The 20,221-nt window shown below is 36.5% G+C and carries 22 protein-coding genes; all 22 read left to right on the top strand.

What is annotated here, in order from left to right:
* Positions 1 to 37 precede the first annotated feature (37 nt).
* The 22 genes from fapR (at position 38) to B5V89_RS04460 (ending at position 20,219) form a co-directional block, all read left to right on the top strand.
* Positions 38 to 601, top strand: a complete 564-nt coding sequence (fapR, locus tag B5V89_RS04565; RefSeq protein ID WP_066230226.1) for a transcription factor FapR — start codon at positions 38 to 40, stop codon at positions 599 to 601.
* A 46-nt stretch (positions 602 to 647) separates the two neighbouring features.
* Complete coding sequence (plsX, locus tag B5V89_RS04560; RefSeq protein WP_107921027.1) at positions 648 to 1,649, top strand: phosphate acyltransferase PlsX; 1,002 nt, start codon at positions 648 to 650, stop codon at positions 1,647 to 1,649.
* Between the two features lie 6 nt (positions 1,650 to 1,655).
* Entirely contained in the window at positions 1,656 to 2,594 is a 939-nt protein-coding gene (gene fabD, locus B5V89_RS04555) for an ACP S-malonyltransferase (protein ID WP_107921026.1), read from the top strand.
* 37 nt (positions 2,595 to 2,631) lie between these two features.
* Positions 2,632 to 3,375, top strand: a complete 744-nt coding sequence (gene fabG, locus B5V89_RS04550) for a 3-oxoacyl-[acyl-carrier-protein] reductase (protein WP_066230233.1) — start codon at positions 2,632 to 2,634, stop codon at positions 3,373 to 3,375.
* A 59-nt stretch (positions 3,376 to 3,434) separates the two neighbouring features.
* Entirely contained in the window at positions 3,435 to 3,668 is a 234-nt protein-coding gene (locus B5V89_RS04545; protein ID WP_066230236.1) for an acyl carrier protein, read from the top strand.
* 185 nt (positions 3,669 to 3,853) lie between these two features.
* Positions 3,854 to 4,603, top strand: a complete 750-nt coding sequence (gene rnc, locus B5V89_RS04540) for a ribonuclease III (RefSeq protein WP_108070657.1) — start codon at positions 3,854 to 3,856, stop codon at positions 4,601 to 4,603.
* Between the two features lie 62 nt (positions 4,604 to 4,665).
* A complete protein-coding gene (gene smc / locus B5V89_RS04535; RefSeq protein ID WP_108070655.1) occupies positions 4,666 to 8,232 on the top strand; it encodes a chromosome segregation protein SMC in 3,567 nt (1,188 codons plus the stop codon).
* A gap of 34 nt (positions 8,233 to 8,266) precedes the next feature.
* Entirely contained in the window at positions 8,267 to 9,256 is a 990-nt protein-coding gene (gene ftsY / locus B5V89_RS04530) for a signal recognition particle-docking protein FtsY (protein ID WP_066230247.1), read from the top strand.
* Positions 9,257 to 9,337: 81 nt separating this feature from the next.
* On the top strand, positions 9,338 to 9,664 hold the full coding sequence (locus tag B5V89_RS04525; RefSeq protein WP_066230250.1) for a putative DNA-binding protein: 327 nt from the start codon (positions 9,338 to 9,340) through the stop codon (positions 9,662 to 9,664).
* A 12-nt stretch (positions 9,665 to 9,676) separates the two neighbouring features.
* Entirely contained in the window at positions 9,677 to 11,020 is a 1,344-nt protein-coding gene (gene ffh, locus B5V89_RS04520) for a signal recognition particle protein (protein WP_066230253.1), read from the top strand.
* Between the two features lie 120 nt (positions 11,021 to 11,140).
* Complete coding sequence (gene rpsP, locus B5V89_RS04515) at positions 11,141 to 11,413, top strand: 30S ribosomal protein S16 (protein WP_066230256.1); 273 nt, start codon at positions 11,141 to 11,143, stop codon at positions 11,411 to 11,413.
* 11 nt (positions 11,414 to 11,424) lie between these two features.
* Entirely contained in the window at positions 11,425 to 11,658 is a 234-nt protein-coding gene (locus B5V89_RS04510; RefSeq protein WP_066230327.1) for a KH domain-containing protein, read from the top strand.
* 212 nt (positions 11,659 to 11,870) lie between these two features.
* Positions 11,871 to 12,257: a YlqD family protein gene (locus B5V89_RS04505; RefSeq protein ID WP_066230258.1), complete on the top strand. Its 387-nt coding sequence runs from the start codon at positions 11,871 to 11,873 to the stop codon at positions 12,255 to 12,257.
* 10 nt (positions 12,258 to 12,267) lie between these two features.
* Positions 12,268 to 12,783 carry a ribosome maturation factor RimM gene (gene rimM, locus B5V89_RS04500; protein ID WP_066230261.1) on the top strand — a complete coding sequence of 172 codons (516 nt, stop codon included), beginning with the start codon at positions 12,268 to 12,270 and terminating at the stop codon, positions 12,781 to 12,783.
* The gene (gene trmD / locus B5V89_RS04495; RefSeq protein WP_066230264.1) at positions 12,780 to 13,526 is read left to right on the top strand and encodes a tRNA (guanosine(37)-N1)-methyltransferase TrmD; all 747 of its coding nucleotides are present in this window, start codon (positions 12,780 to 12,782) and stop codon (positions 13,524 to 13,526) included. Before rimM ends, trmD begins: the two co-directional genes overlap by 4 nt.
* A gap of 143 nt (positions 13,527 to 13,669) precedes the next feature.
* Positions 13,670 to 14,014 (top strand): 50S ribosomal protein L19, encoded by a 345-nt coding sequence (gene rplS / locus B5V89_RS04490; protein WP_066230267.1) that lies wholly within the window; start codon positions 13,670 to 13,672, stop codon positions 14,012 to 14,014.
* Between the two features lie 262 nt (positions 14,015 to 14,276).
* On the top strand, positions 14,277 to 14,819 hold the full coding sequence (lepB, locus tag B5V89_RS04485; protein WP_066230270.1) for a signal peptidase I: 543 nt from the start codon (positions 14,277 to 14,279) through the stop codon (positions 14,817 to 14,819).
* 19 nt (positions 14,820 to 14,838) lie between these two features.
* Positions 14,839 to 15,708 carry a ribosome biogenesis GTPase YlqF gene (ylqF, locus tag B5V89_RS04480; protein WP_066230274.1) on the top strand — a complete coding sequence of 290 codons (870 nt, stop codon included), beginning with the start codon at positions 14,839 to 14,841 and terminating at the stop codon, positions 15,706 to 15,708.
* Between the two features lie 44 nt (positions 15,709 to 15,752).
* Complete coding sequence (locus B5V89_RS04475) at positions 15,753 to 16,520, top strand: ribonuclease HII (RefSeq protein ID WP_066230280.1); 768 nt, start codon at positions 15,753 to 15,755, stop codon at positions 16,518 to 16,520.
* Positions 16,521 to 16,680: 160 nt separating this feature from the next.
* Entirely contained in the window at positions 16,681 to 17,436 is a 756-nt protein-coding gene (locus B5V89_RS04470) for a DeoR/GlpR family DNA-binding transcription regulator (protein WP_066230283.1), read from the top strand.
* The gene (gene pfkB / locus B5V89_RS04465; RefSeq protein WP_066230286.1) at positions 17,433 to 18,344 is read left to right on the top strand and encodes a 1-phosphofructokinase; all 912 of its coding nucleotides are present in this window, start codon (positions 17,433 to 17,435) and stop codon (positions 18,342 to 18,344) included. Before B5V89_RS04470 ends, pfkB begins: the two co-directional genes overlap by 4 nt.
* Positions 18,345 to 18,359: 15 nt before the next feature.
* A complete protein-coding gene (locus B5V89_RS04460; protein ID WP_066230290.1) occupies positions 18,360 to 20,219 on the top strand; it encodes a PTS fructose transporter subunit IIABC in 1,860 nt (619 codons plus the stop codon).
* Positions 20,220 to 20,221: the final 2 nt, after the last annotated feature.

Raw genomic sequence — 20,221 nt, 5'->3', positions numbered from 1 at the left:
TACCAAGTCCTAATATCGTGAATGGTGATGAATTTTTATGAAAATGATTAAAAAAGAGCGGCAACAACGATTACAGGATACGATAAATAACAATCCATTTATTACTGATGAAGAGCTTGCAGAACAATTTAAAGTCAGCGTGCAAACCATTCGTTTAGATCGATTAGAATTATCGATTCCGGAATTAAGGGAAAGAATAAAAAATGTCGCTGAGAAAAGATTTGATGATGAAGTAAAATCACTGCCAATTGATGAGGTAATTGGTGAAATTATTGATATTGACCTTGATAAAAGCGCAATTTCGATTTTTGAAGTAAAAAAGGAACATGTCTTTAAACGGAATTCAATTGCTAGAGGACATCATCTTTTTGCGCAAGCAAATTCATTAGCGGTTGCTGTAATTAATGATGAGCTAGCATTAACGGCAAAAGCTAATATTCATTTTACTCGTTCAGTAAAGCAAGGTGAACGTGTGGTTGCAAAAGCGAAGGTTTGTGATATACATAATGAAAAGGATCGTACAATCGTTAATGTTGATAGTTTTGTTGGAAATGAGTTAGTGTTTAAGGGTGAATTTGAAATGTTTCGTAATAGTAAGTAAGCCTTTAATTATGAAACGATAACAGTAAGAGTAAGGGATGAAAATAATGAAAATTGCCATCGATGCAATGGGGGGAGACAATGCCCCTAAAGAAATCGTATTGGGTATAAATAAAGCGATAAAAGAATTTACTGATATTGAAATCATACTTTTTGGGAAAGAACAAGAAATTCAACAGTATTTAGAACCTAATGCGCGTGTGGAAATAGTCCATACGGATGAAAAGATTGAAGGAACTGACGAACCAGTAAGGGCGGTTCGTAGAAAAAAGAATGCGTCAATGGTTTTAATGGCACAGGCAGTTGCAGCTGGAAAAGCAGATGCATGTATATCAGCAGGAAATACAGGTGCCTTAATGGCAGCTGGCCTATTTATAGTAGGGCGAATCGATGGAATCGAACGGCCGGCATTGGCACCTACTTTACCAACAGTGGATGGTAAAGGCTTTGTGATGTTAGATCTTGGTGCAAATGCTGAAGCTAAACCGGAACATCTTCTTCAATATGCAATTATGGGTTCAATATATGCTCAAAAAGTACGTGGAATAGAAAAGCCAAAAGTTGGGTTGTTAAATATTGGAACAGAAGAGAAGAAGGGAAATGAGTTAACGAAGAAGGCCTTTGAATTACTTAAAGATTCTAATCTTCATTTTGTTGGTAATATTGAGTCAAGGGATCTATTGCAAGGACCAGCCGATGTAGTCGTTACCGATGGTTTTACCGGCAATATGGTATTAAAAACGATTGAGGGAACGGCAGGATCTTTATTCTCTTTATTGAAAAAAACGTTTATGACAAACTTCAAAAGCAAAATAGCAGCAGGATTAGTTAAAAACGAATTAAAAGATCTAAAAAACATGATGGATTACACTGAATACGGTGGAGCAGGGTTGTTCGGTCTTAATTCACCGGTTATTAAAGCACATGGGTCATCCAATGCAAATGCACTTTATAATGCAATTAGACAGGCTAATGATATGGCAAGTCATAAAGTAACGAGAATTATAAAAGAAACAATTCAAAAAGAAAATGAAATAACTAAGGAGTAGATGATAGTGGGGAAAATAGCATTTGTATTTCCAGGCCAAGGTTCTCAAACGGTTGGTATGGGGAAATCCGTTGTAGAAAAAAGCGATCAAGCGAAATCTATTTTTGAAAGTGCAGATCAACGATTGGGCTATTCATTATCGGATATTATTTTTAATGGACCAGATGAAAAATTAACCTTAACAACAAATGCGCAACCAGCATTATTAACGACTAGTATAGCAATTTTAACATGTTTAGAGGAAGCAGGAATTCGGCCGGATTACACTGCTGGACATAGTTTAGGGGAATATTCTGCACTTGTCGCAGCAGGAGCAATGGATTTTGAAGACGCAGTATTTGCGGTCCACAAGCGTGGTGAATATATGGAGGAAGCTGTGCCAAATGGGGAAGGTACGATGGCAGCTATTTTGGGTATGGATCGCAACGATTTGCAAAAAGTGACAGATGAAGTGACAGCAAATGGCGATTCCGTACAATTGGCTAATTTAAATTGTCCTGGTCAAATTGTAATTTCCGGAACAGTAAAAGGGGTAGAAAAGGCAAGCGTTTTAGCGAAAGAAAAAGGTGCTAAACGAGCATTACCATTACAGGTTAGCGGTCCATTTCATTCCGAATTAATGAAGCCGGCAGCACAAAAATTTGTCGAGGTTCTCGATGAAGTGAAAGTTCAAGATTCAAAAATTCCGGTTATTGCTAATGTGACAGCTGCTCCAATAAGTAAAGCATCAGATATTAAAGAGAAATTAATCGAGCAACTGTATTCTCCTGTTTTATGGGAAGATTCCGTACTTACGATGCTTGAACTAGGTGTAGATACATTTATTGAAATCGGACCTGGTAAAGTGCTATCTGGTTTAATTAAAAAAATAAATCGAAATGTAAAAACATACTCGGTCCAAGATTTTGAAAGCTGTCAGCAAGTCGTAAATGAATTGAAATTATAATCGTAACTAGGTCCGTAAAATGAATGGGGGAGAAACGATGTTACTTGAAGGGAAAGTTGCTTTAGTTACAGGAGCATCACGTGGAATTGGTCGTGAAATAGCATTAGAACTTGCAAGAGAAGGAGCTAATGTAATTGTAAATTACGCCGGCAGTGAGGCGCGTGCGAATGAAGTGGTTGAGGAAATTAAAGCATTAGGAAGAGAAGCGAAGGCTATTCAATGCAATGTCGCAAATAATGATGAAGTACAAGGAATGATAAAAGAAACTATTGGTCTGTTTGGGAAAATTGATATCCTTGTAAATAACGCAGGCATCACTCGTGATAATTTGATCATGAGAATGAAGGAAGATGAGTGGGATGATGTTATTAACACGAATTTAAAAGGTGTATTTCTTTGTACTAAAGGTGTTACTCGACAAATGATGAAACAACGCTCAGGAAAAATTATTAACATCTCATCAATTGTGGGCGTAAGTGGAAATCCTGGACAAGCCAATTATGTTGCAGCTAAATCAGGTGTCATTGGACTTACAAAATCAACGGCGAAAGAATTGGCATCTCGAGGAATTAATGTGAATGCGGTAGCACCTGGGTTTATTACAACTGAAATGACTGATAAACTTCCGGAGGATGTTCAAAGTGAAATGCTAAAGCAAATTCCGTTGGCACGTTTTGGAGAACCAAAAAATGTTGCGAATGTCGTTGTCTTTCTTGCATCTTCTTCATCAGACTATATGACTGGGCAAACCCTTCACGTCGATGGCGGGATGGTAATGTAAAGTTTCGCTTTATTATTTCGATAATATCCTCTATAATGTCTTGAGGGGAGGTGAACCGAATGGCAGAAGTATTAGAACGTGTAACGAAAATTATCGTGGATCGTCTAGGTGTTGAGGAATCTAAAGTTACTTTAGATGCTTCTTTTAAAGATGATCTAGGTGCAGATTCCCTTGATGTTGTTGAATTAGTAATGGAATTAGAGGATGAATTTGACATGGAAATTTCCGACGATGATGCTGAAAAAATTGCTACAGTGGGTGACGCTGTTAATTACATACAAGCTAAAGCATAATCGTTCGTTCCGATTCACTAAAACGAGGTTGACCCAAAGGTGTTTTACACTTTTTGTAAAAGGGTCAACCTCTTTTTCTATGATCTATTAAAAAATATTAAATGAGGACTTTGCACTTCGGCTGTTTTTTTAATAAAATTTATATGGAGTATTAAATAAAGAAAGATAAACAAGGTGGATGACCGATGCGAAAAAAAAATCGTGATAGAGAAAAACAAATAACTTTGAGGATAGATGAGAAATTCAATCAATTTCAAGAGAGAATTGGTATTCAATTTAATCGATTAGATTTATTAAAACAAGCATTTACACATTCATCATATGTGAATGAGCATCGCAAGAAGTTACATGCAGATAATGAACGACTTGAATTTTTAGGGGATGCTGTACTTGAATTAACTGTTTCACAATTCCTATATAATAAGTATCCAACTATGAGTGAAGGAAAGTTAACTAAATTAAGGGCTGCCATCGTATGTGAGCCGTCATTAGTGACTTTTGCCAATGAATTACAATTTGGAGAGCTTGTTTTATTAGGAAAAGGTGAGGAATTGACTGGTGGCCGGACACGTCCTGCACTACTCGCAGACGTATTTGAGGCGTTTATCGGTGCTCTTTTTTTAGACCAAGGTCTGGAAACGGTCATCTCAATTTTAGAAAAAATTGTTTACCCTAAAATTAATGCTGGTGCTTTTTCTCATGTGATGGATTTTAAAAGTCAACTACAGGAATTCATCCAAAAAGATGCTGCTGGTGTACTTGAATATGTAGTTCTTCAAGAAAGAGGTCCGGCACATAATAGAGAGTTCGTCTCACGAGTACTTTTAAATAAAGAAGAATTAGGAACTGGTACTGGAAGGTCTAAAAAAGAAGCTGAACAACATGCGGCACAAATTGCTTTAAGCAAACTAAAATCGCCACTCCAGGAAAAATAATATGTTGTACTTCTCCTAAGAGAAAAACAGCAAGGAAGAAAAGGATATAGGAGGAGAGTTTCTTGTTTCTTAAACGCTTAGATGTTGTTGGATTTAAATCCTTTGCGGAAAGAATCACGATCGATTTTGTTTCTGGAGTAACTGCTGTTGTAGGCCCAAATGGAAGCGGAAAAAGTAATATAATCGATGCAGTCAGATGGGTTCTCGGTGAGCAATCAGCAAAATCGCTTCGTGGTGGGAAAATGGAAGATGTCATTTTCGCCGGAAGTGATTCCAGAAAACAATTAAATTTCGCAGAAGTGACATTAACATTAGATAACGAAGACCATCAGTTACCAATTGACTACAATGAAGTTAGTGTAACGAGAAGGGTATATCGTTCAGGTGATAGTGAGTTTTCTATTAATAAACAGTCATGCCGCTTGAAAGATATTATTGATTTATTTATGGATTCAGGACTTGGCAGAGAAGCTTTTTCAATCATTAGCCAAGGGAAAGTTGAAGAAATATTAAACAGTAAAGCCGAGGAAAGAAGAACGATTTTCGAAGAAGCTGCGGGAGTACTTAAATATAAAACCCGAAAAAAGAAAGCCGAATCGAAATTAAATGAAACGGGTGAAAATCTAAATCGGGTAAACGATATTCTTCATGAATTGGAGAATCAAGTAGAACCTTTGAAAATCCAAGCATCACTTGCTAAAGAATATTTAGATAAAAAAGCAGAACTTGAGAATTTCGAAGTCGCTTTAACGGTTTATGAAATAGAAGAGCTAAGTCAAAAATGGGAAACATTGAAGCAGGAGCTAGGAATTCATCAGGATAAGGAAATGGCTTTGTCAGCTAACATCCAAAAAGAAGAAGCCACTCTTGAGAAAATACGCGATACTCTTGCCGCATTAGATGAATCAATAAATGATTTACAAAATGTGTTACTTTCAGCGACAGAAGAGCTCGAAAAGCTTGAAGGACGTAAAGAAGTTTTAAAAGAACGAAAAAAGAATGCAAGCAGTAATAAAGAGCAATACGAAAAAAACATTGAAGAGCTTACAAGCAAGCTTAAGAAGCTTGAGGAACAAAAAACTACATTGGTAACAGAATACGATCATCACACTAAATCGGCTGCTGCGCTGAAAAAGAAATTAAAAGAAAAAACCGAACTAATGAATCAATATAATATTAATATTGAAGAAATGATTGAATCATTAAAAAGCGATTATATTGAGCTTTTAAATGAAAAGGCAACTTATAAAAACGAGTTGGCCTTACTTGAGCAGCAATTAGGACAACAGGAAGCTAAAAAAATAAAGCTTGATGGTGAAAATAAAAAATACCTAGAACAAAGACAAACGATTTTAGAAGAGAAGCAGAAAACGAATGAGGAACTAGAAAAAGTCGATAAGCAAATTGAAGACCAAGTTCTTGCATTCCGCGAACATCAAAAAAAGCTGGAAGCATTGAAAAATCAATATCAAAAGCAAGAAACGACACTTTATCAAGCTTTTCAGTATTTGCAAAAAGCAAAGTCTCGAAAAGAAACTTTAGAGGAAATGGAAGAGGATTATACCGGTTTCTTCCATGGTGTTCGGGAAGTATTAAAAGCTAGAAATTCTAAGCTTTCTGGGATTGAAGGTGCCGTTGCGGAGCTTATACAAGTTCCTAAACAATATGAGCTCTCAATTGAAACAGCATTAGGCGGAGCAATGCAAAATGTCGTCGTTGCGACAGAAGCCGATGGTAGAAAGGCGATTGAATATTTAAAAACTAATCGATATGGACGTGCTACCTTTTTGCCGTTAAATATTATTAAAGGCAAAGGGTTGTCGGGAAGCCAATTGGAATTGATTAGTAAGCATGAAGCATTTATAGGTATTGCAGCTGATATTGTAAAAATCGATCAAAAGTATCAAACAATCATTTCTAATCTTTTAGGAAATGTAATTATTACAAAAGATCTTCGAGGGGCAAATGAAATTGCCAAGCTATTGCAATACCGATATCGATTAGTGACATTAGATGGAGACGTTGTTAACCCGGGTGGTTCGATGACGGGCGGGACTGTGAAGCAATCCTCTACATCGTTAATCAGCCGAAAAGGAGAACTCGAAGATCTTAAAGAAAAAACGAAATTGATGGAAGAAAAAACAGATCAGCTTGAGCAGCAAGTTAAAACACTTAAACAAGACGTAAACAGCAATGAAAAGATACTTGAAGAAATGAGAAGCGCTGGAGAGCTCCTTCGCTTAAAGCAACAAGAATTGAAATCGGAAATGAGGCAAATTGAATTAGCCGAAAAAAATCTAAATGAAAAACTCCAAATTTACGATATGGAGCGTAATGAATCGAATACTACTGTTCATAATGTAGATCGCCGCATAAATGAACTAACTGCCACTTTAACGCAAATAACGAAAAACATTGAACAACTTGATAAAGAAATTGAAGATTTAACAAAGAAAAAAAATAATCAAAACACTTCAAAGGATGAATTACTAGCTGAAATTAGTGATTTAAAAGCAGAACTGGCAGTGAAAAATGAGCAACTTGTAACTAGTCGTGAAATACTTGCAACTGTAAAAGTAGAATACGAAGAAGTAAGTGCGAAAAAAACTAGTTATGAAGAAGAGCTCAACTGGTTAGTAAGTCAAATGTCCAATAATCATTCAGGGGAAGCAGAATTATCTGTAGCGGCGGAGAAAAAATTAACCGATAAGATCGAAACAACTAAGCTAATTTCAATCCGTAGAGAAGAACGGATGCAATTACAAACAAAACTCGAAGATGCTGAATTAGCAATTAAAGAACTAAAGAGGCAACATAAAGGTTTAGTAGAAGTAGTTAAAGATGAAGAAGTGAAAATTAATCGAATCGATGTTGATTTAGAAAATCGACTTAACCGTTTAAATGAAGAATATATGTTAACCTTTGAGGCGGCTAAAGAGAAATATCCACTGCAAATCCCAATTGAAGATGCGCGAAAACGCGTAAAACTAATTAAACTTGCCATTGAAGAATTAGGGACTGTTAATATCGGTGCGATTGATGAATACGAACGCGTATCAGAACGATATCAGTTTTTAATGGAACAACAATCAGACTTAGTGTCCGCGAAAGAGACATTACTGCAAATTATTGATGAAATGGATGAAGAAATGAAAAAGCGTTTCCAGCAAACATTTGAATCGGTAAAGTTTCATTTTGAACCGATTTTTAAAGCGTTATTCGGTGGAGGACGTGCTGAATTAAAATTAACGGACCCGACTGATTTATTGAATACGGGAGTAGATATTGTCGCTCAGCCGCCCGGAAAGAAGTTGCAAAACTTAGGGTTATTATCCGGAGGAGAACGTGCACTAACTGCAATTGCGCTATTATTTGCTATTTTAAAAGTTCGACCTGTTCCTTTCTGTATTTTAGATGAAGTGGAAGCAGCACTGGATGAAGCAAACGTATACCGTTTTAGTAAATATTTAAAAAAATTTAGCGAAGAAACGCAATTCATTGTAATCACGCATCGAAAAGGTACGATGGAGGAAGCGGACGTCCTTTATGGCGTCACAATGCAAGAATCCGGCGTATCTAAACTTGTATCCGTTAGACTTGAATCATCTAAAGAACTAGTTGAAACATAAAATTAATGAGAAGAAACGAGGAAGTGATTGAAAGATGAGTTTTTTTAAAAAGCTAAAAGATAAATTCACAAAATCTACTGATTCTGTAACGGAAAAATTCAAACAAGGTTTATCAAAAACGCGAGATAATTTTGCTTCTAAAGTGAATGACCTTGTAGCAAGATATCGGAAAGTAGATGAGGATTTCTTTGAAGAGCTTGAAGAAATACTTATTGGAGCAGATGTGGGCTTCAATACAGTTATGGAGCTTGTTGAAGAATTAAAAATGGAAGTAAAGAAAAAGAATATTCAAGATCCAGCCGAAGTTCAATCCGTCATTTCCGAAAAGCTTGTTGAAATCTATCAAGGGGATACCAAAACACCTAATACTATTAATATTCAATCGGAAGGTTTAACGGTTATTTTATTCGTTGGTGTAAATGGAGTGGGGAAAACAACGACAATTGGCAAACTTGCTCATAAATATAAAACCGATGGGAAGAAAGTTATTTTAGCCGCAGGGGACACATTTAGGGCAGGGGCTATCGATCAATTAGAGGTTTGGGGGCAACGGGTCGGTGTTGATGTAATCAAGCAAGGTGAAGGCTCTGATCCTGCCGCTGTTATGTATGATGCGATTCAGGCAGCGAAGGCGCGTAAAGCTGATATTCTTCTTTGTGATACGGCAGGTCGACTGCAAAACAAAGTTAATTTGATGAATGAATTAGAAAAGGTAAAAAGGGTCATTGAAAGAGAAATACCAAATGCACCCCATGAAGTGCTTCTAGTCTTAGATGCAACAACAGGGCAAAATGCGATGGTACAAGCAAAAACGTTTAAAGAAGTAACAGATGTATCCGGGATTGTCTTGACTAAATTAGACGGTACCGCTAAAGGTGGAATTGTTCTAGCGATCCGCAATGAACTTGAAATTCCAGTTAAGTTTGTTGGTTTAGGTGAAAAAATGGACGATTTACAAGAATTTGATCCGGAAAAATATGTGTATGGACTTTTTTCAACGATCATTGAGCAAAACGAGGAATAAAGGACATTTACTTGACAAATCGATAAATACTGTGTAATCTTCATATGTAAAGGTCTTTCACTTAACAAGGGAGTGAGAAGAATGCTAGAGAAAACAACGAGAATGAATTACTTATATGATTTTTATCAATCGTTGTTAACTCCAAAGCAACGTAGCTATATGTCCCTTTATTATTTAGACGATTTTTCGCTTGGTGAAATTGCTGAAGAATATGAAGTAAGCAGGCAGGCGGTGTTTGATAATATCAAGCGTACAGAAGCCATGCTTGAGGAATATGAAAAGAAATTATTATTATTCCGAAAGTTTCAGGATCGAAAAGTAATTCTTGAAAATATGAAAAAAGCATTGGAAACTAATTCAGTGGAAGAACTGGCAAAGCTCATTGAAGCGCTTGAAATATTAGAATAGGAGGCGGTATGAATGGCATTTGAAGGACTATCCGACCGACTTCAGAACACAATACAGAAAATACGCGGCAAAGGAAAAGTATCTGAAAGCGATGTAAAAGAAATGATGCGTGAAGTACGTCTCGCTCTATTAGAAGCGGACGTTAACTTCAAAGTAGTAAAGGATTTTGTTAAAAAGGTAAGCGAGCGCTCCGTTGGACAGGAAGTGATGAAAAGTCTGACACCTGGACAACAGGTCATTAAAGTAGTTAAAGAAGAATTAACGAATTTAATGGGTGGGGAACAAAGTCAAATCGCAGTATCGAAGCGCCCTCCAACGGTTATTATGATGGTTGGTTTACAGGGTGCCGGTAAAACGACGACGACTGGAAAGCTTGCAAATCTATTGCGAAAAAAATATAATCGAAATCCTTTATTAGTTGCCGCTGATATTTATCGTCCGGCTGCTATTAAACAACTAGAGACGTTAGGAAAACAGCTTAATATGCCTGTATTTTCTTTAGGGGATCAAGTCAGCCCGGTTGAAATTGCCAAACAGGCTCTTGAAAAGGCAAAAGAAGACCATAATGATTATGTATTAATCGATACAGCAGGTCGGTTGCATATTGATGGGGAATTAATGAATGAGCTTAAGGAAATTAAAGAGCTTTCTAATCCCGATGAGATCTTCCTCGTTGTTGATGCGATGACTGGACAAGATGCTGTTAATGTTGCTGATAGCTTTAATGAGCAATTAGGCATTACCGGTGTCGTATTAACGAAGCTTGATGGGGACACTCGCGGTGGTGCAGCCCTTTCAATTCGTGCCGTAACAGAAAAGCCGATTAAATTTGTCGGTATGGGTGAAAAATTAGATGCATTAGAAGCATTCCATCCCGAACGTATGGCATCCCGTATTTTAGGTATGGGAGATATGCTTTCCTTAATTGAAAAAGCGCAGGCAAATGTCGATGAGGAAAAAGCAAAAGAACTTGAACAGAAATTGAGAACAATGAATTTTACATTTGATGATTTTCTCGATCAATTAGGTCAAGTTCGAAAAATGGGTCCACTTGATGAACTATTAAAAATGATGCCTGGTGCAAATAAAATTAAAGGCATGGGTAATCTGCAGATTGATGAAAAACAAATTAGTCATGTTGAAGCAATTATTCAATCAATGACGAAAAAGGAAAAAGTCAATCCGGAGATTATTAACGCTGGTAGAAAAAAGAGAATTGCGAAAGGAAGCGGCACTTCCGTTCAAGAAGTGAATCGACTTTTAAAGCAGTTTGAAGAAATGAAAAAAATGATGAAACAGATGACAGGAATGCAGCAAAAAGGAAAACGTAAAGGCTTTAAATTTCCATTTATGTAATTTGTCCTTTCTCATCGTTTTTGATATAATACTAAGTGTTAAGAAAAAACACTTTACAAACTAAACACATATTTGATAATATACTATCTTGTGTAAAACTATTCGGAGGTGCTATTTAAAATGGCAGTAAAAATTCGTTTAAAACGTATGGGAGCAAAAAAATCTCCTTTCTATCGTATTGTTGTAGCTGATTCTCGTTCACCACGTGATGGACGCTTTATTGAAACAGTAGGAACTTATAATCCTGTTTCACAACCAGCTGAAGTTAAAATTGATGAAGAACTAGCAATGAAATGGTTACAAAATGGTGCAAAGCCATCTGACACAGTTCGCAATCTATTTTCTAAACAAGGCATCATGGAAAAATTCCACAACGCAAAATATAGCAAATAATCGTGAACTCAATGCAAGATTTGATCGAAACGATTGTTAAGCCCCTTGTCGATTCACCAGAAGATGTTCAAGTTTTCGTAGCTGAAGAAGATAGTCATATCACTTACAAACTATCAGTTAATAAACAGGATATCGGTAAGGTAATAGGAAAAAAGGGGCGGGTTGCAAAAGCCATTCGAACTGTTGTCTATGCTGCAGCAGGATCCAAACATCATAAGAAAATTTATTTGGAAATTATCGAATGAAACCAAAGGATAATTTCCTTTGGTTTATCAAGCAGAAATAAGAATTCTCACACTGAATTTATTACACTGCATGAGAAAAGGGAGGGTTCAATTCCTCCCTTTTTCTATATACAAAATTCGTATACATACCTCTTTTTAACTCCTTATCAAAATAAAGTATCACAAATGCAAAGTGAAAATAATTAGTAAAAGAACATATAAGGAGGGTGGAAATGCAGTTACTTCAAACTGTAACAATAAAGCAGGTTTTAACAGAAAAAAGTAAAAAAGAACTGCAGCAATCCTATATTCAAAAAAAAATCACCATGCAAAAAGAATGTGATCAATTACGATTTGAATTAAAAAAATTGGAGCGAACAAACAAGTTTTCACCAACAAGTTTAAAAACACATTTTGAAAAAGAAATTAATAGCAGAAAAGAGAAAATTAAATTAATTGATTTTCAAATTGAGCAGCTTTCTCTACTGCCGCTAGGAAGCGAAATTAAAGAACAGGACATACAAGCCATTGTGGATGTAAAAGTCGGCGATAATTGGGAAAAACTAATGAAAGAACAAATGATTATAGTAAAAGATGGAATTGTCATAGAAATACGTTAGAGGTGAGTGAATGACTAATTGGTTTAATGTAGGAAAAATAGTAAATACGCATGGACTTAATGGGGAGGTTCGTGTCATCTCCAAAACAGATTTTCCCGAAGAACGATATCAAAAAGGGAATACCCTTTATTTATTTTTAAATGATCAAGAACCAGTTCAATTAACGATTAAAAATCATCGTACACATAAAAATTTCGACTTATTACAATTTGAGGGGTACGAAAATATTAATATAGTTGAAAAATGGAAGAATGGTTTATTAAAAATTTCTGAAGAACAATTAACAAACCTTGATGAAGGAGAATATTATTTCCATGAAATCATTGGGTGCAAAGTTATTACACTAGACGGAGAAGAAATTGGGATTGTAAAAGAAATATTAACCCCTGGAGCAAATGATGTATGGGTAGTTAAAGGAAAGGATAAAAAAGAACACTTAATCCCATATATTGATGACATAATAAAAAATGTAAACATCGAGGAAAAGGTTATAACGATTGATCCAATGGAAGGATTATTATCATGAAAATAGACGTCCTAACCCTTTTTCCCGAAATGTTTTCCGGAGTCTTTGGTTCCTCTATATTAAAAAAAGCGGCTGAAAAAAAAGTTGTACAATACAATGTCGTAAATTTTCGCGAGTTTGCTGATAACAAGCACCAAACAGTTGATGATTATCCTTACGGCGGCGGTGCAGGAATGGTTTTAAAGCCACAGCCAATATTCGATGCAGTTGATTCTCTGACTAAAAACGAAGAAAATAGTAAACCGCCGAGAGTAATTCTTTTATGTCCTCAAGGTAAAGTTTTAACTCAAAAAGTATCTGAGGAATTAGCAAAAGAAAATCATCTTATATTTGTTTGCGGTCATTATGAAGGATATGATGAACGAATTCGTGAGCATGTCGTAACAGATGAAATATCCATCGGTGATTATGTGTTAACAGGTGGAGAGCTAGGAGCAATGGTTGTCATTGATAGTGTTGTTCGTCTACTGCCTGGAGTGTTAGGAAATGAAGATTCTCCGCTGCTAGATTCTTTTTCATCAGGCTTGTTGGAACATCCCCACTATACACGCCCTGCTGACTTTAGAGGGATGAGGGTACCGGATGTACTATTATCAGGAAATCATAAGCATATAGATGAATGGCGGGAGAAACAATCGCTAAAGCGAACATATGAAAGACGACCTGATTTGTTAGAAAACTATCCATTAACAGAGAAACATAAGGAATGGATAGCAGAATGGAAAAAGTGTGAGAAAGATTAAGGTCATTGGTAAATAGGTGATTGCAATACAGTTATTGATATGATAAGATATTCCTTGTGATTTATTTTAATAAATCGCATGAAAACGATGTTCCGCTGCATGGATAGATTTGTATGAGCATCTGTTGGAAGGAGTTGAATTCGATGCACAAAATTATTGATGAAATTACAAAAGATCAACTTCGCTCTGATCTTCCAGCGTTCCGTCCTGGTGATACTGTACGTGTACACGTTAAAGTTATCGAGGGTACTCGCGAACGTATCCAGCTATTTGAAGGTGTTGTAATTAAACGCCGTGGTGGTGGAATCAGCGAAACTTTCACAGTTCGCAAAATTTCTTATGGTGTTGGTGTTGAACGTACATTCCCTGTTCACACTCCTAAGATTGCGAAACTTGAAGTAGTGCGTCGCGGTAAAGTTCGCCGTGCGAAACTTTACTACCTACGTAATTTACGTGGTAAAGCCGCTCGTATTAAAGAAATTCGATAATAATAAGAAAAGTGTAAGCGCCTTGGTCAGCCCCGACAAGTCATTTGACCTTGTGGGGGAGCTAGGTGCTGATGCTGGACAAGAAGAGAAGGAGCTTGATATCAAGCTCCTTTTCGACTTTAATAAATTTTTTAATCCGGATTATGGATATGGTAAATTGGATATAAAATAATGATAGGCATAAAAAATATTTTACATTTATTGTTGATTAGCTGATATATTAATATATATAGCTTGGCAATTTTACATAGGCGGTGGAAACATGTCAAAACAAAAGAACGAATTATGGGAATGGACTAAAGCTCTGCTAATTGCGGTGGCACTTGCGGTAATTATTCGCTATTTTTTATTTGCGCCAATTGTTGTAGATGGTTCTTCCATGATGCCTACTCTTCAAAATGGAGATCGGATGATCGTTAATAAACTAGGAAATCCGGATCGGTTTGATATCGTTGTTTTCCATGCACCTGAAAAGAAAGACTACATAAAAAGAGTTATTGGTTTACCGGGTGATAAGGTAGAATATAAAAATGATACACTTTACATAAATGGCAAAGCGTATAAGGAACCATACCTAGATCAATATAAAAAAGACTTACCGGAAGGTCCTTTGACAGAAGATTTCACTTTGAAAGATACTCCGGTCGGACAAGAAACCGTTCCTGAAGGAGAAATCTTCGTCATGGGTGATAATCGCAGATTTAGTAAGGACAGCCGACATATTGGTGCGGTTCCATTAAAGAAAGTAATTGGTGATACGAAATTAATTTATTGGCCAATTTCAGACATTCGCCTTGTAAAATAAGAAATATGGAGTTGAAAGCATGACGATTCAATGGTTCCCAGGGCATATGGCAAAAGCTCGCAGGGAAGTTACGGAGAAACTAAAATTGGTGGATATCGTCTTTGAGCTGGTGGATGCGAGAATTCCTGTTTCCTCTGCAAACCCAATGCTCGATGAGATCATTCAGCAAAAACCGAGATTAACTTTATTAAATAAAGCTGATTTAGCAGACCGTGAAACGACGAAAAAATGGTTGCAATACTATGCCGAGCAAGATAAAAAAGCTTTATCAATCAATTCACAAGCCGGAAGTGGCTTACATGAAATTGTAAATGCAGCCAAAGAAATATTGAAGCCTAAATTTGATCGTATGAAGGCAAAAGGGATGAAACCTAGAGCTATCCGTGCGATGATTATCGGTATTCCTAATGTAGGGAAATCTACATTAATTAATCGTCTTGCTAAGAAGAATATAGCAAAGACAGGAAATATGCCTGGTATTACGAAGTCGCAGCAATGGATTAAAGTCGGGAAAGAACTGGAATTACTTGATACTCCAGGGATCTTATGGCCGAAATTTGAAGATCAAGAAGTAGGTTATAAATTAGCTTTAACTGGTGCTATTAAAGATACGATATTAAACTTGCAGGATATTTCAATTTACGCATTACGTTTTCTTGAGGAAAATTATCCTAATCGACTAAAGGAAAGATATAATTTTTCCGAAATTCCTTCTGAGGTCCTTGATTTATTTAATCATATAGGTGAATTACGTGGATGTTTAATGTCGAAAGGGGAAGTCGATTACGATAAAACAGCGGAAACGATTATTCGTGATATCCGTTCGGATAAGTTAGGAGCTTTATCATTCGATATACCTGGTGAACAAAAAGAAACTGCATCCCCCTAATTTGAGGGGATTTTTTATTCTACCAATAAAATGAGGGACTGAATATGAACACAAGGACAATTAAAGATATTGCCGAAATGCTAAATAAAATAGTAAGCAAGGAAGACCCACTAATCAAAATACTAGAAGTTGATGAACGAAAAGGTGTTCAAAATCTCTTAAAGCAATGGTATAGACAGCAAGAATTAAAGGAAAATTACCGTAAAAAATTTAATCAGATGATGAAATATGAAATCGACATTAAGCAACAAGGCTTCAAGTACATAGCCGGAATTGATGAAGTGGGCAGAGGTCCGCTTGCAGGTCCCGTTATTGCAGCAGCAGTTATTTTGCCTGATGATTTCTACTTAGAAGGCCTAAATGATTCAAAACAATTATCTGAAAAAAAACGTGATGAATTTTATACCATCATTATGAAAGAAGCAGTGGCAGTTGGAACGGGAGTTATTTCCGCACAAGAAATAGACGAGGTTAATATATATGAAGCGACGAAAAAAGCGATGATAGCAGCAATCAATGACCTCCAAACAATGCCGGATTATTGTTTAATAGATGCGATGAAATTAACGATACCCTTCCCTCAGACATCCATCATTAAGGGGGATGCATCCAGTGTATCGATTGCCGCTGCCTCCATTGTCGCTAAAGTAACAAGAGATCGATTAATGAAGAGATATGCACAAGAATACCCGAATTACTTATTTGATAAAAATATGGGCTATGGTACAAATGAACATCTCCAAGCTATACAAAAATATGGTCCCTGTCCAATTCATCGAAAAACCTTTGCTCCCATTAAAAACTATATGTAAAATTTTCAACTATGAGATACTACTCTCATAGTTTTTTTATTGTTATGATTGTTTGTGAATGTTTTTGACTGAAAATAGTTGATTTTGAACGAAAGTGGATGTAAACTATAAAGAGTAAAGAAGATGTATGCGTTATCAATAGAAGCTAAGGTGATAAAACATGTTAACAGTAGAAAGACATCGAATGATTGTTGAGCTTTTAAAGAAAAAAGATATTGTAAGTATCCAAGAACTAGTTGATGCAACAAACACCTCAGAATCAACAATCAGACGGGATTTAATACATTTAGAAGAAAAAAAGGCATTGAAAAGGGTGCATGGCGGTGCATCACGAATTCAAAGAAAATTAGATGAGCCTAATATATTGGAAAAGTCCGCTAAAAATCTCTCAGCTAAAAATGCAATTGCAAAATACTCTGCAAGTTTGATTGAAAACGGTGATTGTATTTATTTAGACGCTGGCACAACAACCCTCCAATTAATTCAATACTTGGATAGTGAAATGGAGATTGTCGTTGTAACAAATGGTGTAACCAATTTAGAGCCGCTTTTAAGTAAAGGCATTAGAACATATGTGGTTGGCGGATTTCTTAAGGCGAGTACAAGTGCCATGATTGGGAAAGTTGCACTAGATAGTATTCAATCTTTCCGTTTCGATAAATGTTTTTTAGGAGTGAATGGTATCCACCCATCACTAGGGTTTACAACACCGGATCCAGAGGAAGCCGCTATGAAGAAAAAAGCATTAGAGCTCTCAAAAGAATGCTATGTTCTTGCAGATCGTTCAAAGATTGGTGAAATCGCCTTTTCAGAAATAGCTGATATTTCTAAAGCCTCTATAATTACAAATGATATAGATGAAGAAACGAAAGAATTATATAACGAAAAAACAATTATTAAGGTAGTGACACCATGATATACACAATAACATTAAATCCTTCATTGGATTACACCGTAAAAGTAGATAATTTTCAAATAGGTGAATTAAATCGATCGAACGAAGATTATAAAGTTCCCGGCGGGAAAGGTATTAACGTATCGCGCGTGTTAAAACGACTTGGAGTAGACTCGAAGGCACTCGGATTTGTTGGTGGATTCACAGGAAAGTATATTGAAGACTATTTAAAAGACGAACAAATTGAAGTAGATTTTGTAAAAGTAGCCGGTGATTCCCGAATTAACATTAAGCTGAAAACAGATGTTGAAACTGAAATTAATGGGTCAGGTCCCAATATTGGGCCAGCCGAATTTGAAAAATTTATAGAAAAACTAGATGCGGCTAATTCAAAAGATATAATCGTTTTTTCAGGAAGTATTCCAAGCACACTCCCCGCAACAATATATAAGGACTTAATTGAAAAGGGGAAACAGAAAGGAACACTTTTTGTTGCAGATGTTTCGGGTGTGGCATTAAAAAATGTAATAGAAGCTAAACCATTTTTAATTAAGCCCAATCACCATGAACTTGGGGAACTTTTTGATAAAGAAATTACTACTATTCAAGATGCTTATTTATATGGAAAAAAATTAGTAGACAGTGGAATTGAAAATGTTATTGTTTCAATGGCTGACAAAGGCGCCGTATTAATTACTAAAACAGGTGCGTATCATGCAAATGTACCAAAAGGAACACTTGTAAACTCGGTTGGTGCCGGAGATTCTTTAGTAGGTGGATTTTTAGCTGCTTTTGTAACAGGTGCTCCAGTTGAACAAGCATTTCGAAATGGAGTTTCTTCAGGAAGTGCCACCGCGTTTTCTATGGGTCTTTGCACGAAAGAAATGGTTTCAAATCTACTAAACCAAGTAAAAGTTACAACTCTTTAAAAGGAGATAAACAACATGAAAATTACCGAACTGCTTACATTAGAAACCATTAAATTGGGGATTGAATCAACAGCAAAAAAAGAAGTAGTTAATGAACTGGTAAATGTCCTTGATCAAGCTGGAAAATTAAATGATAAAGATAAATATGAAAAAGCTGTTTTAGCAAGAGAAGAGCAAAGTACCACCGGTATTGGAGACGGAATTGCCATCCCACATGCTAAGACAGATGCAGTAAAAGCACCGGCTATCGCTTTTGGGAGATCGACTGCAGGTGTGGATTATGAATCTTTTGATGGACAGCCCAGTCATTTATTCTTTATGATTGCTGCCAGTGAAGGGGCAAATAATACACATTTAGAGGCGTTATCAAGACTTTCTTCGTTATTAATGAAAGATGTTGTCAGAAATAAATTAATGGCAGCTTCATCTCCTGAAGAGGTAATAGCTGTATTTAATGAATTTGATGTAGATGAAGAAACGGTACAAACATCCGTAGAGAAGAATATGGTCCTTGCAGTTACAGCTTGCCCTACTGGTATTGCTCACACATATATGGCTGCTGATTCGCTAAAGGAAAAGGCAAAAGAATTAGGGATTCCATTTAAGGTTGAAACAAATGGTTCCGGCGGTGCAAAAAATGTATTAACACAAGAAGAAATTGATCAAGCGGCCGCTATCATTATTGCTGCAGATAAGCAAGTAGAAATGGAACGTTTTAAAGGTAAGTGTATTATTGAAGTGCCAGTTGCCGATGGAATCCGTAAACCGAAAGAGCTGCTTGAGAAAGCGGTTAAACAGGACGGTACGATTTACAACGGTTCAGGTGAAAAGAAAAAAGATAGTAGTGATCATAAAGGCAGAAGCGGCTTTTATAAACATCTCATGAATGGTGTATCAAATATGCTGCCCTTCGTTGTTGGCGGAGGAATTTTAATTGCGATTTCCTTTATGTTTGGGATTCATTCGGCTGATCCTAAAGACGAGACATATAATCGATTTGCGGAAGCTTTAAATACAATTGGTGGCGGTAACGCGTTTGGTTTAATGATCCCTGTCTTAGCTGGTTTTATCGCGATGAGTATTGCTGATCGTCCCGGATTAGCACCTGGTATGGTTGGCGGTTTTATGGCTGCCCAAGGTGGAGCTGGATTTTTAGGAGGTCTCATTGCAGGTTTTCTAGCAGGGTATGTTGTTGTATTACTGAAAAAATTATTCTCGAAATTACCGGATGCACTTGAAGGAATTAAGCCGGTATTGCTTTATCCACTATTTGGGATATTTATTACTGGTATCATCATGTTCTTTGTTATAAATAAACCTTGTAGTCTATTTAATGAATATTTAACCAATTTATTAAATAATCTTGGTACCGGAAATTTAGTATTACTTGGTATTATTCTTGGTGGTATGATGTCCGTCGATATGGGTGGTCCAATTAATAAAGCGGCCTTTACGTTTGGGATTGCGATGATTGACGCAGGAAATTATGCGCCACATGCTGCTGTCATGGCCGGTGGGATGGTTCCACCACTTAGTATGGCAATTGCAACGACTTTATTTCGTAATAAATTTACAAAAAAAGAGCGGGAAGCGGGGATTACTTGCTATATTATGGGTGCGTCATTTATTACTGAAGGTGCCATCCCATTTGCTGCATCTGATCCAGCACGTGTGATTCCTTCAGCTGTAGTAGGTTCGGCAGTTGCGGGGGCATTAACGATGCTATTTGGGATTGGACTTCGCGCGCCGCACGGTGGAATATTTGTTATTCCTTTAGTGGATGGAAATCCTCTTTTATATATCCTAGCCATCTTAATCGGTTCTGTCGTCACAGCATTATTAGTAGGCTTACTTAAGAAAAGAGTAATTGAATAAAA

Origin of the sequence: Heyndrickxia sporothermodurans, assembly GCF_003055045.1 — a bacterium.
In the GTDB taxonomy this organism is placed as follows: domain Bacteria; phylum Bacillota; class Bacilli; order Bacillales; family Bacillaceae_C; genus Heyndrickxia; species Heyndrickxia sporothermodurans.
Note: the sequence above shows the minus strand (reverse complement) of the source record. Positions and strands in the feature narration are given on the sequence as shown.

What these genes read in the sequence shown, in the direction of transcription:
- B5V89_RS04525 (WP_066230250.1), top strand. Translation starts at nt 9,338, where the DNA reads ATGCTAGAGAAAACAACGAGAATGAATTACTTATATGATTTTTATCAA.
- rpsP (WP_066230256.1), top strand. Translation starts at nt 11,141, where the DNA reads ATGGCAGTAAAAATTCGTTTAAAACGTATGGGAGCAAAAAAATCTCCT.
- trmD (WP_066230264.1), top strand. Translation starts at nt 12,780, where the DNA reads ATGAAAATAGACGTCCTAACCCTTTTTCCCGAAATGTTTTCCGGAGTC.
- ftsY (WP_066230247.1), top strand. Translation starts at nt 8,267, where the DNA reads ATGAGTTTTTTTAAAAAGCTAAAAGATAAATTCACAAAATCTACTGAT.
- B5V89_RS04510 (WP_066230327.1), top strand. Translation starts at nt 11,425, where the DNA reads ATGCAAGATTTGATCGAAACGATTGTTAAGCCCCTTGTCGATTCACCA.
- rnc (WP_108070657.1), top strand. Translation starts at nt 3,854, where the DNA reads ATGCGAAAAAAAAATCGTGATAGAGAAAAACAAATAACTTTGAGGATA.
- lepB (WP_066230270.1), top strand. Translation starts at nt 14,277, where the DNA reads ATGTCAAAACAAAAGAACGAATTATGGGAATGGACTAAAGCTCTGCTA.
- ylqF (WP_066230274.1), top strand. Translation starts at nt 14,839, where the DNA reads ATGACGATTCAATGGTTCCCAGGGCATATGGCAAAAGCTCGCAGGGAA.
- B5V89_RS04470 (WP_066230283.1), top strand. Translation starts at nt 16,681, where the DNA reads ATGTTAACAGTAGAAAGACATCGAATGATTGTTGAGCTTTTAAAGAAA.
- rimM (WP_066230261.1), top strand. Translation starts at nt 12,268, where the DNA reads ATGACTAATTGGTTTAATGTAGGAAAAATAGTAAATACGCATGGACTT.
- fapR (WP_066230226.1), top strand. Translation starts at nt 38, where the DNA reads ATGAAAATGATTAAAAAAGAGCGGCAACAACGATTACAGGATACGATA.
- rplS (WP_066230267.1), top strand. Translation starts at nt 13,670, where the DNA reads ATGCACAAAATTATTGATGAAATTACAAAAGATCAACTTCGCTCTGAT.
- ffh (WP_066230253.1), top strand. Translation starts at nt 9,677, where the DNA reads ATGGCATTTGAAGGACTATCCGACCGACTTCAGAACACAATACAGAAA.
- pfkB (WP_066230286.1), top strand. Translation starts at nt 17,433, where the DNA reads ATGATATACACAATAACATTAAATCCTTCATTGGATTACACCGTAAAA.
- B5V89_RS04545 (WP_066230236.1), top strand. Translation starts at nt 3,435, where the DNA reads ATGGCAGAAGTATTAGAACGTGTAACGAAAATTATCGTGGATCGTCTA.
- B5V89_RS04505 (WP_066230258.1), top strand. Translation starts at nt 11,871, where the DNA reads ATGCAGTTACTTCAAACTGTAACAATAAAGCAGGTTTTAACAGAAAAA.
- B5V89_RS04475 (WP_066230280.1), top strand. Translation starts at nt 15,753, where the DNA reads ATGAACACAAGGACAATTAAAGATATTGCCGAAATGCTAAATAAAATA.
- fabG (WP_066230233.1), top strand. Translation starts at nt 2,632, where the DNA reads ATGTTACTTGAAGGGAAAGTTGCTTTAGTTACAGGAGCATCACGTGGA.
- B5V89_RS04460 (WP_066230290.1), top strand. Translation starts at nt 18,360, where the DNA reads ATGAAAATTACCGAACTGCTTACATTAGAAACCATTAAATTGGGGATT.
- plsX (WP_107921027.1), top strand. Translation starts at nt 648, where the DNA reads ATGAAAATTGCCATCGATGCAATGGGGGGAGACAATGCCCCTAAAGAA.